The 14,003-nt window shown below is 56.8% G+C and carries 10 protein-coding genes; 7 read left to right on the forward strand and 3 right to left on the reverse strand.

The annotated features are described in order from the left end of the window. The first annotated feature begins 227 nt into the window (after positions 1–227). The 6 genes from ACR2R1_RS01405 to ACR2R1_RS01430 all read left to right on the forward strand — a co-directional run bounded on the left by ACR2R1_RS01405 (position 228) and on the right by ACR2R1_RS01430 (position 7,116). Positions 228–503 (forward strand): hypothetical protein, encoded by a 276-nt coding sequence (locus ACR2R1_RS01405; RefSeq protein WP_077729815.1) that lies wholly within the window; start codon positions 228–230, stop codon positions 501–503. A 537-nt stretch (positions 504–1,040) separates the two neighbouring features. Then, entirely contained in the window at positions 1,041–1,520 is a 480-nt protein-coding gene (locus ACR2R1_RS01410) for a formate dehydrogenase subunit gamma (RefSeq protein ID WP_077729814.1), read from the forward strand. After that, complete coding sequence (locus ACR2R1_RS01415) at positions 1,517–3,067, forward strand: formate dehydrogenase beta subunit (RefSeq protein WP_434112334.1); 1,551 nt, start codon at positions 1,517–1,519, stop codon at positions 3,065–3,067. The genes ACR2R1_RS01410 and ACR2R1_RS01415 overlap by 4 nt, the downstream gene beginning before the upstream one ends. Before the next feature lie 72 nt (positions 3,068–3,139). Beyond that, complete coding sequence (fdhF, locus tag ACR2R1_RS01420; protein WP_434112336.1) at positions 3,140–5,986, forward strand: formate dehydrogenase subunit alpha; 2,847 nt, start codon at positions 3,140–3,142, stop codon at positions 5,984–5,986. 9 nt (positions 5,987–5,995) lie between these two features. After that, positions 5,996–6,826, forward strand: a complete 831-nt coding sequence (gene fdhD / locus ACR2R1_RS01425) for a formate dehydrogenase accessory sulfurtransferase FdhD (protein ID WP_434112339.1) — start codon at positions 5,996–5,998, stop codon at positions 6,824–6,826. A 44-nt stretch (positions 6,827–6,870) separates the two neighbouring features. Continuing rightward, a complete protein-coding gene (locus tag ACR2R1_RS01430; protein WP_133718309.1) occupies positions 6,871–7,116 on the forward strand; it encodes a formate dehydrogenase subunit delta in 246 nt (81 codons plus the stop codon). Between the two features lie 453 nt (positions 7,117–7,569). On the opposite strand, the gene thiO is transcribed toward ACR2R1_RS01430, so the two are convergent. After that, positions 7,570–8,664 carry a glycine oxidase ThiO gene (gene thiO, locus ACR2R1_RS01435; RefSeq protein ID WP_434112341.1) on the reverse strand — a complete coding sequence of 365 codons (1,095 nt, stop codon included), beginning with the start codon at positions 8,662–8,664 and terminating at the stop codon, positions 7,570–7,572. 69 nt (positions 8,665–8,733) lie between these two features. Between thiO and ACR2R1_RS01440 the strand changes: the two genes are divergently transcribed. Next, positions 8,734–9,729 (forward strand): hypothetical protein, encoded by a 996-nt coding sequence (locus tag ACR2R1_RS01440; RefSeq protein ID WP_434112343.1) that lies wholly within the window; start codon positions 8,734–8,736, stop codon positions 9,727–9,729. A 247-nt stretch (positions 9,730–9,976) separates the two neighbouring features. On the opposite strand, the gene ACR2R1_RS01445 is transcribed toward ACR2R1_RS01440, so the two are convergent. Both ACR2R1_RS01445 and ACR2R1_RS01450 read right to left on the reverse strand, forming a co-directional pair. After that, the gene (locus ACR2R1_RS01445) at positions 9,977–12,652 is read right to left on the reverse strand and encodes a UPF0182 family protein (protein WP_434112345.1); all 2,676 of its coding nucleotides are present in this window, start codon (positions 12,650–12,652) and stop codon (positions 9,977–9,979) included. A 377-nt stretch (positions 12,653–13,029) separates the two neighbouring features. Next, on the reverse strand, positions 13,030–13,956 hold the full coding sequence (locus tag ACR2R1_RS01450; RefSeq protein ID WP_156879434.1) for an OmpA family protein: 927 nt from the start codon (positions 13,954–13,956) through the stop codon (positions 13,030–13,032). Positions 13,957–14,003 lie beyond the last annotated feature (47 nt).

Below are 14,003 nucleotides of genomic sequence, written 5' to 3' on the forward strand. Positions count from 1 at the left end.
CGACGCGCCCGCTTTCATTGTTCCCACAGGCACCCGAGTTGAATCTTGTGTCCATCCACAATCGCTCTGTGACTGTAGTCGCAGAACGACGGTTTTCGTGAAGAATATTCGAAGTTCGCCATATTATTTCCAATAATCAAAAAGTTGTTGCATTGGCCCTGGTCTTGCTTGGAGGTGTCGTTGTGGCTCCGACCATACTGCCTCTAACCATCAAAAGGAGTGTATCCATGGCTACAAAATCTACGTTGAGCCTTCTGGCCGCTGTTGTTTCGCTATCCTTCGGTACGGCCTACGCGTTCCGCGACGCGGGCGACCCCGCGGTGCCCGGCGCCACCACTCCCCAGCCCGAGGAACAGTCAACTGAGAGATCGCTAACCAAGAAAGACGCCCTGGCCAATGGGGTCCCGGAGGAGATATTCAACATGGCTGACACGAACAAGGATGACAAGCTCGATGCCGAGGAAATCACCGCGTATAACGAGAAAGTAAGCAAGAAGCGCTGAGCTTCGGGGCGATAAGACGGCCGGGGCACCTGGACCCCGGCCGTCTTGTTTCAATCAGATCCTCCACACTCGCGGAACCTCGCTTTGTGCCGAACCGGTCGGTAAAAGACCAAGGTCATAATCGGCTTAATTTCGATGTCCGTGTCACCAGGAGTAGTAATCGTAATTCAATACTAAGCCGCAACTCGACTGCATCGGTCGAATCGGTCTCACCGATACCGCGCCTTCTCCATATAGCCATATTACTCGGGCTGCACTGCGCGTTCCGATACGAACAGCGCTCGGGTGAGTACCAGCGACCTTAATCCAAACGCCTTCCTCTGTCCTGATCGCGTTTCATGACCGCCAACGAGGTTGTTGCTTTGCTGAAAAGCTTAGCAATTTAGTCAAGAAAGATATTGCAAAGCGAGAACGAGCCTTTAAAATGTGCATATAGATGCATAAATTACTTTACTTCCTAAGTAGTGAGAGGGAATGGCGATTATCGAAGTTTGTGCGATTTCCACCCATTCTTAGGGGTAGTTGAGCGAGGGGCAAATGACAGAACACGAATGGGATCGGGAACACGTGCAGGAAATTATCCGCTGTGATAAGGATAAACCTGGTGCATTGTTGCCGATTCTGCACGGCATTCAAGACGCATTAGGGTATGTGCCACCGGACAGCATCCCGCTGATCGCAGGGGAACTGAACCTTTCGCGCGCCGAAGTGCACGGCGTCATCAGCTTTTACCACTATTTCCGTAGCACGCCGCCGGGCAAGCGCACCATCTATCTGTGCCGGGCCGAATCCTGCCAAGCGATGGGTTCCGAGGCACTGGAAACTCATGCCAAGCAGCGGTTGAATATCGATTACCACGAAACGACCGGCGACGGGGCTTTCAGCCTGGAGCCCGTATATTGTCTCGGCAACTGCGCGTGTTCGCCATCGATCATGATCGATAAAGACGTATACGGACGCGTGACGTCCGAGACGTTCGACGAGATTATTGAAAATATGCAGGTTGATGCGCAATGACGACCGTTTACGTTTCTCGAGACTCCAGCGCGCTTTCCCTCGGCGCCGAGCAGGTCGCCGCCGCCATTCGGGCCGAAGCGGCCAAACGAAATATCGCTATCGATTTGGTTCGTAACGGCTCCCGTGGCATGTATTGGCTGGAGCCCCTGGTAGAAGTGGCTACCGAGGAAGGCCGGATAGCCTATGGGCCGGTGCGTATCGGCGACGTGCCTTCCTTATTCAAGGCGGGTTTTCTTCAGGGCGGTTCGCATTCCCTTTGCCTTGGGCCGACCGATGCCATTCCTTATTTCAAGAATCAGGAAAGGCTGACCTTTGCCCGCGTCGGGATCACCGATCCGGTCAGCCTGGACGACTATCTGGGTCATCAGGGCTTTCGCGGCTTACGCCGCGCTTTGGACATGGAGCCCTCTGCCATCGTTGACGAGGTCACCACCTCGGGGCTACGCGGACGCGGCGGTGCGGCTTTTCCGACCGGCATCAAATGGCGCACGGTGTTGAATACGGCATCGGACATAAAATACATCGTCTGCAACGCCGACGAGGGCGACTCGGGCACTTTCTCCGACCGTATGATCATGGAAGGGGACCCGTTAGTTCTGATCGAGGGCATGACCATCGCCGGGCTCGCGGTGGGTGCAATCCAGGGTTACATTTATCTGCGCGTCGAATATCCCCATGCCCATCGTGCGCTGAACGAGGCCATCGACGCTGCGTATCGGTCCGGTTACCTCGGAAAAGACATTCTGGGCAGCGGCAAGAGCTTCGATCTGGAAGTTCGTTTGGGCGCCGGAGCATATGTGTGCGGCGAGGAAACCTCGCTTCTCGAGAGCCTCGAAGGCAAGCGGGGACTGGTCCGCTTCAAGCCGCCGCTGCCGGCCATCGAAGGGCTGTTCGGACGGCCGACCGTCATCAACAACGTCATTTCGCTGGCTTCGGTGCCGATCATTCTCGACAAGGGCGGCGAATACTACCGTGATTTCGGCATGGGCCGCTCGCGCGGCACGCTGCCGATTCAATTGGCGGGCAACATCAAGCATCCGGGGTTGATCGAGAAGGCTTTCGGTATCACCTTACGGGAAATCCTTTACGACTATGGCGGCGGTTCCGCCACCGGAAGGCCGATTCGCGCGGTACAGGTCGGCGGGCCTTTGGGCGCGTACCTGCCGGAATCCCAGTTCGATACGCCGCTGGACTACGAAGCGTTTTCCGCCATTTGGGCGGTGCTCGGCCACGGCGGCGTGGTGGCCTTCGACGACACCGTCGACATGGCCAAGATGGCCCGCTACGGCATGGAATTCTGCGCCATCGAGTCCTGCGGCAAGTGTACGCCCTGCCGAATCGGGTCGACTCGCGGCATAGAAGTAATCGACAAGATCATTGAAGGCGTAGACCGGGAGAAAAACCTAGCGCTCCTCCGGGATCTTTCCGATACCCTCCTCAATGGATCGCTTTGTGCGTTGGGCGGCATGACGCCGTACCCGGTGTTGAGCGCTCTCAACCATTTTCCCGAGGATTTCGGCATTTCCACGGCAGACAAAGCTGCTTAGAAATAGGGTGCGTTGCCCGCCCCGAATGCTTTGCGGTGCGCATTGCGCATCTTACGACTCAGGAGTCATCCCATGGCACTACGTGATAACGACTTCGGCACCCCCCCAAGCCAATCCGACAAGCTGGTCACCTTGGAAATTGACGGCTTCAGCGTGACCGTGCCCGAGGGCACATCGGTTCTCAGAGCGGCGGCCAGCATCGGCATCCAGATCCCGAAACTGTGCGCCACGGATAGCCTGGAACCTTTCGGTTCCTGCCGCTTATGCCTGGTGCAAATCGAGGGCGGACGAGGGCTGCCCGCGTCCTGCACCACGCCGGTGGCGGAAGGCATGAAGGTCTGCACCCAGAACGACCGATTGGCCAAAGTCCGCCGCGGGGTGATGGAACTGTACATTTCGGACCATCCGCTGGATTGCCTCACCTGCCCCGCCAATGGCAACTGCGAGTTGCAGGATATGGCCGGCGCGGTGGGCCTCAGGGAAGTGCGTTATGGCTACGAGGGCGAGAACCATCTGAAGGCCGAAAAGGACACCAGCAACCCCTATTTTGCCTTCGATCCGGCCAAGTGCATCGTCTGCTCCCGTTGCGTGCGTGCCTGCGAAGAAGTGCAGGGTACCTTCGCCTTGACCCTGGACGGCCGGGGCTTCGACTCCAAGGTTTCGCCCGGGCAGAACCAGGCCTTCATGGAGTCCGAATGCGTTTCTTGCGGGGCCTGTGTACAGGCGTGTCCGACTGCGACGCTGATGGAAAAGTCCGTAATCGAGAAGGGCCAGCCGGAACACAGCATTGTCACCACCTGCGCCTATTGCGGCGTGGGCTGCTCGTTCAAGGCGGAAATGAAGGGGGCCGAGGTGGTGCGCATGGTGCCCAACCAGGATGGTCACGCCAATCACGGTCATTCCTGCGTCAAGGGACGTTTCGCCTTCGGCTATGCGACCCACAAGGATCGCATTACGACGCCCATGATTCGGAAAAGCATCAACGATCCATGGCAGGTCGTATCCTGGGAAGAAGCGATAAACTATGCCGCATCCGAGTTCAAGCGTATTCAGGCCCAGTACGGTCGCTATTCCGTGGGCGCCTTGACTTCCAGCCGTTGCACCAATGAGGAGACCTACCTGGTGCAGAAGCTGGTGCGCGCGGCTTTCGGCAACAACAACGTCGACACCTGCGCCCGGGTCTGCCACTCGCCCACCGGCTATGGCCTCAAGCAGACCTTGGGCGAATCGGCCGGGACCCAGACCTTCGATTCGGTCATGAAGGCCGACGTCATCATGGTGATAGGCGCCAATCCCACCGATGGCCATCCGGTGTTCGGCTCGATGATGAAGCGCCGTATCCGCGAAGGCGCCAAGCTGATCGTGGCGGACCCGCGCGACATCGATCTGGTGAGATCCGCGCACGTGAAGGCCGATTACCATCTGAAACTGCGGCCCGGTACCAATGTGGCGCTGATCAACGCCTTGGCCCACGTGATTGTTGCTGAAGGCCTTTCAAACGACGCTTTCGCACTGGAGCGCTGCGAAACGGCCTCTTACGAGAAGTGGAAGTCCTTCGTCAGCGAAGAGCGCAACTCGCCTGAAGCGAGCGAATCGGTGACCGGCGTTCCGGCAGCGACGGTGCGCGCCGCGGCGAGGCTCTACGCCACCGGCGGCAATGCCGCGATTTACTACGGCCTCGGCGTTACCGAACACAGCCAGGGTTCCACCACAGTGATCGGCATCGCCAATTTGGCCATGGCGACCGGCAATATCGGACGGGAAGGCGTGGGCGTGAACCCCTTGCGCGGCCAGAACAACGTGCAGGGCTCCTGCGACATGGGTTCGTTCCCGCACGAATTCCCTGGCTATCGCCACGTCTCCGATTTCGAAACCCGCGCCCAGTTCGAATCGGCGTGGGGCGTAACCCTGGAATCCGAGCCGGGCTTGCGCATCCCCAATATGTTCGGCGCCGCGCTGGACGGAAGCTTCAAGGGGTTGTATTGCGAAGGAGAAGATATCGCGCAGTCCGATCCGGATACCCAGCATGTCCATGCCGCCCTCCGGGCCATGGAATGCGTGGTGGTGCAGGACTTATTCTTGAACGAAACTGCGAAGTTCGCCCACGTGTTTCTGCCGGGCGCGTCGTTCCTGGAAAAGAACGGCACTTTCACCAATGCCGAACGGCGTATTTCCCCAGTCAGGAAAGTCATGCCGCCTTTGGCCGGCTACGAGGACTGGGAAGTAACCCAGTTGCTGTCGAATGCCTTGGGTTACCCCATGAACTATTCGCACCCGTCCGAGATTATGGACGAGATCGCGCGGCTGGTGCCGACTTTCACGGGCGTCAGCTTCGCCAAGCTCGACGAGCTGGGCAGCGTGCAATGGCCGTGCAACGAGAAAGCGCCGATCGGTACGCCGACCATGCACATCGACCAGTTCGTGCGCGGCAAAGGACGCTTCATGCTGACGGAATACGTGCCGACCCAGGAACGGACCAGCAGCCGTTATCCGCTGATCCTTACTACCGGCCGCATCCTGTCCCAATATAACGTGGGTGCGCAGACCCGCCGCACCATGAATTCGGTCTGGCATTCGGAGGATCGTCTGGAAATCCATCCGCACGATGCGGAACAACGCGGTATCAAGGACGGCGACTGGGTGGGCATCAAGAGCCGTTCGGGCGAAACCGTACTGAGGGCCACCCTCACCGAACGGGTGCAGCCGGGCGTGGTGTATACCACTTTCCACTTTCCGGAATCGGGCGCCAATGTCATTACTACAGACAATTCCGACTGGGCGACCAATTGCCCTGAGTACAAGGTGACGGCGGTGCAAGTCACCAAAGTTTCCGGCCCCTCGGAATGGCAGCGCCGGTACCAGGAGTTCTCGGAGGAACAGTTGGCGTTGCTCGAGCAACGTACATCGGCCACCGGTTGAGACTGCGAGATGGCCGTTCTCGCCTCCGAATTGGGGTGGCCCAGTTATCGAGTCAGTCCGGTTGAGCGCTGGCATGGCGATAAGCATGCCAATCAGGACGACTGTATCGCCGAGGAAGCTCCGATTGCCTTGATGTATAACGGCGAACCGCATGCCGTCATGCTGGCGACGCCTTTGGATCTGGAGGATTTCGCTCTGGGGTTCAGCCTTACTGAGGCTATCGTCGCGTCGCCGGGCGAGGTGGAGTCGATAAAGGTTTACCAGCGTGCCGAGGGAATCGAGGTGCGCCTACGCATTCCGGAGGCGCGTTGCGCGGGTGCCGCGGAGAAAGGGCGCAATCTCGCCGGACGGACCGGCTGCGGGCTTTGCGGTGCGCGCACGCTCCAACAGGCCATGCGCCGGCCGGGTCCTGTAGGGCAGGGTGTGCAAGTGTCGGCGCCGGAATTGATTCGGGTGCTCGCCGGGCTATCGGAGCATCAAAGGTTAAACCGTATCACCGGGGCGGTACACGCGGCGGCTTGGGCCGTGCCGGGACAAGGCATACAGTGGGTTCGCGAGGATATCGGCCGGCATAATGCGCTGGACAAGCTTATCGGCGCGCTGGCGCGGCAAGGTGTCGATTTCGGCAGTGGCTTCGTGGTGGTAACCAGCCGGGCCAGTTATGAGATGGTGCAGAAATGCGCGTCCGTCGGCATCGGTTTTCTGGCCGCGATCTCAGCGCCTACCGGACTCGCGGTGCGCTTGGCCGAAGATGCGGGGGTCACGCTGGTCGGATTTGCCCGTGGCGACAAGCATGTGGTTTACGCAAATCCGCAACGCCTGCTGCACAGCAAGGCCTGAGCGCTTAACGCCGGCAAGCCTTCAACCTCTCAAACAAGACGATCATGAATATCGAAAATCTGGTAAAAATGGCCAATGACATCGGCAATTTTTTTAATGCCGAGCCGGACCGATCCGTTGCGATACATGGCATCGCCGATCACATCCGGAAATTCTGGGACCCTAGAATGCGTAAAGCCATCATCGCTCACCATCGGGAAGGCGGGATCGGTCTGAGTGAATTGCCGCGAGCAGCTGTCGCCGAACTGGCGGACGAAACCGTATCGCTGAAGGAATCCGGCGACGGCTGAAGCTAGCCGATTGTTAATCAGGCCCGTAAATACCTTTCTGGCATTTCGGGCCGCCGTCCAAGCCGGTTTACACGCTTAGAGCGTTTTTCATCCCGGTGTACGGATTCGTGTGGGGCGGGAAGAACGTAGGTCGGCAATCCCTTCCCAATCGCAAACGGCATCTCTGGGAGCGCCAGAGCTGCCCTTCCAATCGCAAACGGTCGCTTTAGTCGCGACCCTTCCAATCGCAAACGGCATCTCTGGGAGCGCCAGAGCTGCCCTTCCGACAAAGCCCTTTGCCGAGCCAGTACGTCGGCAAGGGATTGCCGACCTACATATGGGGCTCCCTTACACCGAATCAGAAAATGCTATAGGCCTAGCTCGCGCGGCTTGTCGCCGGGCTAAGAAGCCCTGCCCCGGATAAACCGGGCCTATATTCTTAGACCGAGTAAATAAAAAGCGCCGGCTATTTGCTCAATGCTCGGCAGTCAGAGAATAAGGCTCCGGAGAAAGCTCAGAAGTACGGGCGAAGAGGAGGTCGGCCAGGAGGCGGGCAGAAGCCGGTGCCATGGCGAATCCGTTGCGGAAATGGCCGCAATTGAAATGTAAATTCTGAATCTCAGGATGCCTGCCTATATACGGGATACCCCTAGGCGAGCCGGGGCGCAGTCCTGCCCAGTGTTTTTCAATCGAGCAAGCGCGGAGTGCCGGGAGCACGGTATAGGCAAACTCCGCAAGCTCGTCCCGTGCGGACTCTGTGGTGCTCTTGTCGAAGCCGGAGTGCTCCAAGGTACTGCCCGCTAAGATCTTTCCGTCTTTTCGAGGAATCAAGTAGTGATCTCGGCTCAGGACCATATGTCTGAGCAACTCCGGCTCAGCCGAAAAGACGATCATCTGTCCTTTCACTGGTTCCACGTCGAGGCGCGGCACGGAAAAAAAGCGATCACTCATCGTTCCCGACCAAGCTCCGGCAGTAATAACGTATTGGTCGGCGGAGTAAGTTTCGTTCCCGGCGTTAATATGCGTGATCTTGCTGCGGTCCACGGCAATCTCGGTGACCGTCCGGTGTTCCGAAATTTGCACGCCGTCTGCCAATAGCTCCGACTGCAATGCTCGGAGCAATCTCGGATTTCTGACCTGAGCGATGTCGGGCAGGAATATGGGGGAACTCGGCATAAATTGCACGGCAGGCTCCAGTTCACGGAAGCGCGCGAGATCCGGCCGTTCGTAGGCAATCCCGTAGCTTTCACACCAAGTTTCCGCAAGATGCACGTTCTCGCAGTCGGCAATCAATAATCCGCTCTTTCGCCATTCCGGATCGATCCCGGTGCGGCGATGTAGAGTTTCGGCAAGCTTGGGATATTCAGCATGACTTGGAAGCCAGAGTTGGAGGATCGGCTCCACGGCTCGCCAGGGATAGAGCGGACTGAGAATTCCGCCGCCCGCCCACGAAGACTCCCGACCAATCATCTGCCTTTCCAGGATGAGAACGCGAGCGCCAGATCTTATGAGTTCGCGCGCCGTCATCAGTCCGATAACGCCACCGCCGATGATGATGATATCCGTCATACCAATTTGCCAAGCTGGTCGAGAGTTATTCGTAAAACGTGTTGTGCGCATTGCGATGCGCTTTTCTGGGTGTATTTCGGTGGAGACATTTATGCGAAGCTTGCTATATTTCGACTCACCGACATCCCTGCGCCACGACGGACACAATGCCGAGCATGGCCGTGGGATATGAAATCGACTAGAGGAACATCAATGCCTTGGAAAAAAAGTTTATCCGCCGCGTCTATTTTACTGTCTTTCTTGCCCGGCGTTTCTTCCGGACTGGTAGTAGATATTCAGGGTACCCGGCTTGCACCGCAAGCGCCCGGCGAAACCTGCGTCGATATTACCGGTGATTATCGAGGTGTGCGAATCGAGGCCGATAATCCGGGCCAAACTCCGAGAATTTGCTACAACGGCTCGCGGAACAACTCGGTCAGCATTGCGAATGCCACCTTTATTGCCAAACCGCCGGTGAAACAGGAGGTGGTCATCAAATTCGAGCATGAATTTCCGCCTGGCATCAATGGAAAGATCATGGCGCGCGCCAAGTTACAGGGCTTTTTTGCCACCGGCAGCGGCGTCGGCGTTCCGACTGGCGATAAGTTGAAGCTCGAAACCTTCTTCTCGCAGGGCGGTTCGGATGACGCTATAGCAACACCTTTGGATTTTACCGTAGGCGATCAGTTGGATTCGGCATTGCTGGAATATTCGGTCAAGAAGCAATACTTGGCTGCCGGACCTCGCTCGTTGAAAGGGGTTTTGAAAATCGAATTTACCGGAGCGGAACACAAGTTGGCTTTGCCTGAAAGATGCCTGATTTCGCTCGATACCGGCTCCACTTTTGAAGATAAGCTGGATACTTTGGAAACCTTGGAAGATGACGAAGCCCCGGTATCTCCGGAAGCAGGCGAATCAGGAGCGGAAACCTTGCCGACAGATCCAGGCGAGTTGGAGAATGGGCTGCCTCCTTTGCCCGAACTACAGTCTGATTCCGATCCCACGAATGCGACGCCGATCGATATCAAAGCGACCGACAAACAGGAGTTGCCTTCGCCGACCGAACTGTTGCCAAAAGTCCGATAGTCCAAAAACGGCAACTGTGTGGTTAGGAAATACCGGAAAAGCTGTGCGAGTTTGGACAGCCCGGCGGCTATCCGCTGAACCGTTTGGGTGACGCCGCGCACTCGGGTACGTTCCAACCGCCGTTTCTAGGACCTAGGACAACGGTCTGTCCGCTTCTTTTTCCTACGTGCCTAGAGGGTCGATCGCGGCAGTGATTCTTTTCACTGCCGCGATCGTGTTCCGTGGATTTCTCGAAACTCGTCTTGCCTTACATCGGCCTGATTTCAGGCAATTGCGGCGGTGGCGGCTCCACGGGCGCCGTCGGAGGGCTAGGCGGTACTTGGGGCCCTATTTCCCTTAGCCGCTCCTGGAGTCTTTCCATTCCCCTCTCCAAAGACGCATCCATAATGACGACGTTTCCCATCGATAAAATGATCCGTTGCAGTTCCGGGATTCTCGTGGTGCCGGTCGAGACGATGTAAACGGGCTGTACATACAAGACCGATCGACCCACCGGCAGGACGATGATGCGGCCGCGCAATACATGCGAGCCCTTTTGGTCCCAAAGGGCAAACTGTCTCGCGATCTCCGGGTCCTGGTCGATCAGAGCGCTGACTTGAGACGGGCCTTCGACCTGGACCTCGCGGCTGAATCTGTAGAGGACGATCTCCTTGAAAAAGTCGGTACGTCCCCCCCTGGCGGCCGGCGTGCCCGCGACTGCCAGCACGCTGAGGTTGCTCCGTCCTATGGGGGTCATCGGGTTGATCAGAACGAAGTTTTCTGGCTCACGAAGTCCCTCCAACAGGTAAGTTGTGAAGTAAAAGGGCTTCAGGATGGAATCGTTGACCAGAGGAAAATCCCAGGTCTCCGCCTGCTGGAAGAACAAAGCCGGGTCGGTTTGATGATAGCGGGCGTAGATGCTCATCTGAGTGGTGAACATATCCTTGGGATAGCGAAGTTGCTCTCGGAGCATCGGCGGCATGGCGCTCATATCCTTGAAGACACCCGGATAAGCTTTTCTGTAGCCCTGGATGATGGGATCGTTTGGGTTCGCGACGTAGTAGTCGACGTTACCGTCGAAAGCGTCGATGACGATTTTGACCGAGTTGCGGATGTAATTGAATTGCTTATCCTCGCTGTCCCGATTGAAACGGGTGACCGAGGTTTTTGAGACCGGGTACAGGCCGGAAGTCGTGTAGGCGTCTACGATCCAGTAGATACGCTTTGGCGTGACGACGGCGTAGGGGTCGTTGTCCAAGGACAAATAGGGCGTGAGGCTCTTGATCCGATCGATGATGTTGCGCCGGAACAGCGCCCGGCTGTCACCGCGGATGTTGACCGAAAAAAACAGTTTCTCGTCTCTGAAATAAATTGAGAAAAGCAGTCTCCTGAAAAACGAGGAAATCGGCACCCCGCCGCTGCCGGTATAGTTGTAGCTGGATTCCTCGTCGAAGCTGGAAATGCCTACCACGCTGAGCCGATTCGGTACGATCGCGTAGGTTAAGTTCTCTTCGCCGAAATAGATGTCGGGCTTTTCGACCGCGAAGCCGACTCCTGACTGAAGGGTCAAGTCGCGGAGAAACCACTTCATCGGCGTTTCGCCATCCTGAGCGGCGGGCGTAATGACCGCACCGTAGCCATGGGTATAACGGAGGTGGGTGTTTTCCCAATTCTGAGCCTCGGACGGCAGCTTGGTGATGTTGACTTCGCGCGAGGAAAGATTCACCTGCTCGAGCCGGCCGTTGATTACATAGCGTGCAATGTCCACGCCTGGAAAGCGATAGTAGGGCCGAATACCCTGCATCTGCTGATACACGTCGTCAAGGTATTCGGGATCCCAGACCGGAATGTTGTACAGGTGTTCGCGGAAGGCCTGATCGAGAATATCTCGGTTAGGGAGACCCGGCATGACATCGATGATCTTGATGTCGTTCAGCTCATAAGCGGCAAGGGTCGCATTGATATTGTTCCGCATGAACTCTTGCTCGACCTTGACGGGATTCGGTTTTACCACAAACCGATCGATCAAGCCGGGGATGAAGTCGATCTTACGGGCACCCAAAGCGACTGAGAAAATGAGGACCAAACTGACCAGTGCAGTCAATCCGTTGCCTCGGTGTACATAGATCAAACTGGCGGCCACCGCCCCAAGCAGGGTCAAAATAGCGAGCCAAATCAAAGGCAAGTGATAGCGAAGTTCGATGAACCCCGGACCGAAGAATTGGGGCTCGTGGACGTCCGTATATAGCAGTCCGAAGCGGTAGAGAATGAAACCCCATGCCACGATCAGCGCAGTGATGATGACCAGGCCGCTGAGGTGAATTCTCGCGCCGATAGGCCACTCCCTTTTTTCGCCCGGAAGTAACCGATGCTCCAGCCAATAAAGGAGTGCGATCGCCAGCGTCGCGATGACCGATGCGATGAGCAATTCCCTTTGAATCAGCGTAAAGATCGGGTAGGAGAACATGTAAAAGCTGACATCGTTCCCGAATACCGGATCGGTGACTCCGGCGCTGGGAGCAAACAAGAACAGCAATGCGGCATTCCATTGTTTGTAGAACGGAATCGCGATGAGAATGGCCAAAATTAAGGACAATGGCGTGTAAACCCGCAAAGAGCCGGTTTGAAAGAGTTTCAACAATCGCCGGTAGCGGGTTCCTTCGGTATGGCCCAATCTGGCAAAGGCGGTTTCGTCTATGCCGAGATAACGGGACGCAGCCCAGAAATTCAGGAAGAAGATGAAGAAGAAAAACAGAGTGACGCTACCCGACAAAATGTAGCGATAAAGAAGTTTAAGCCAAAAATATCCGCCATAGTCGAGCTCGTCGTGCCACCAATAATCCACTATGAAATTCGTCAAAGCGATGCCGGATGCCAAAAGCACGACAGCCAAGCCAATGATGGCGGCGGCAATCAACATCAGCAGTCGTTTCCAATTTTGCATAGGGTCCTCTCGAGTAATTCTGATTCTTGCTGTCGGACTGGTTGGGATAGCGGGGCGGAGCCGCAGTTTCAAAAAGCGGCATCGGGAAGCCGGACTAGAGTTGCATTTGTAGCGGCCAGACTACGCCGTAAGATAATACCTAGACTCTAGTGAGACAAGTAGATGCTTAATTAGTGACAAGGCCGTTCGAAAGGGGCGGGAATCTCGGTCCGCCCCGGAACGAATGGTGCCGAAAAAAGCGACGTTCGCCACTTTTCAACAGGTAATAAGCCGTTGAGTAATCTGGAAAACGAGAAATATTCCCTGTCCGTGTCGCAAAAGCTTCATAGACAGGCTTCTACGGCTTCCTCAAAAGAAAAAAGACCGAATCCGATGAATCAATACGGATAAGTGCGAGTCGGATAGGTCTGCTGCGGATCGCTGTTAGGATATTGCGGATAATTGCCTTGCTGAGGGTATCCTGTCGGCTGTTGGGGGTAAGTTCCCGGTTGAGGGTAGCCGCCCGGTTGTTGGGGATAAGGGTAAGTGCTCGGTTGAGGATAGCTGCCGGGCTGCTGCGGATAAGCGTTCGGCTGAGGATAGCCGTTTTGCGGATAAGCTCCGGTTGGTGCGGGGTAGTAACCTGGGTTCTGCGGCGCTACGGGTTGCTGTGCGGCAGCTTGATTGGGGCGAATCAACAGCTCCACCCGACGGTTGCGTGCTTTACCTTCTTCCGTGCTATTGCTGGCGATAGGCTGACTTTCGCCCATTCCGACCGTGTGCAGGCGACCGCCGGCAACGGCCTGTGCCATCAAGAACTCGGAGACGGCGCCGGCTCTCCGGCGAGACAGGTCCATATTGTACGCGTCGTTGCCGTCCGAATCGGTATGTCCGACCACGGTGAGCAATGTTTCCGGAAATTGATTCAAAGTCGACGCGACTTGGGTCAACGCACTTGCCGCTTGCGGTGAGATTTGGTCGGAGTTGTAGGCAAAAGTGACATTGTTCGGCATGTTCAGAACCAGATCATTGCCGCTCCGCTGCACTTCGATGCCGGTACCTGCCAACTGATCGCGCAGTTGCGTCTCCTGGCGATCCATGTAAGCACCCACTCCGGCGCCCAGCAATCCGCCTACGCCGGCGCCAATGAGCGCGCCTTTCCCCTTGTCCTTGGCGATGATTGCGCCTAGCCCTGCGCCGCTGGCCGCCCCTATCAATGCCCCCGTGCCGGTCTTGCCGAATTGCGGTGAACCCCCGTAAGGACCACTCGCGCAGCCCGTCAATAACATGGCGACTACGCTGGCGGTAATAGTGTTCTTAAACATTATTGTCTCCTCGAATGGACGTGCTTGCTTTGTAACGAGTGAGCGGC

Source organism: Methylocaldum sp. GT1TLB (assembly GCF_051027445.1).
Classification (GTDB): Bacteria; Pseudomonadota; Gammaproteobacteria; order Methylococcales; family Methylococcaceae; genus Methylocaldum.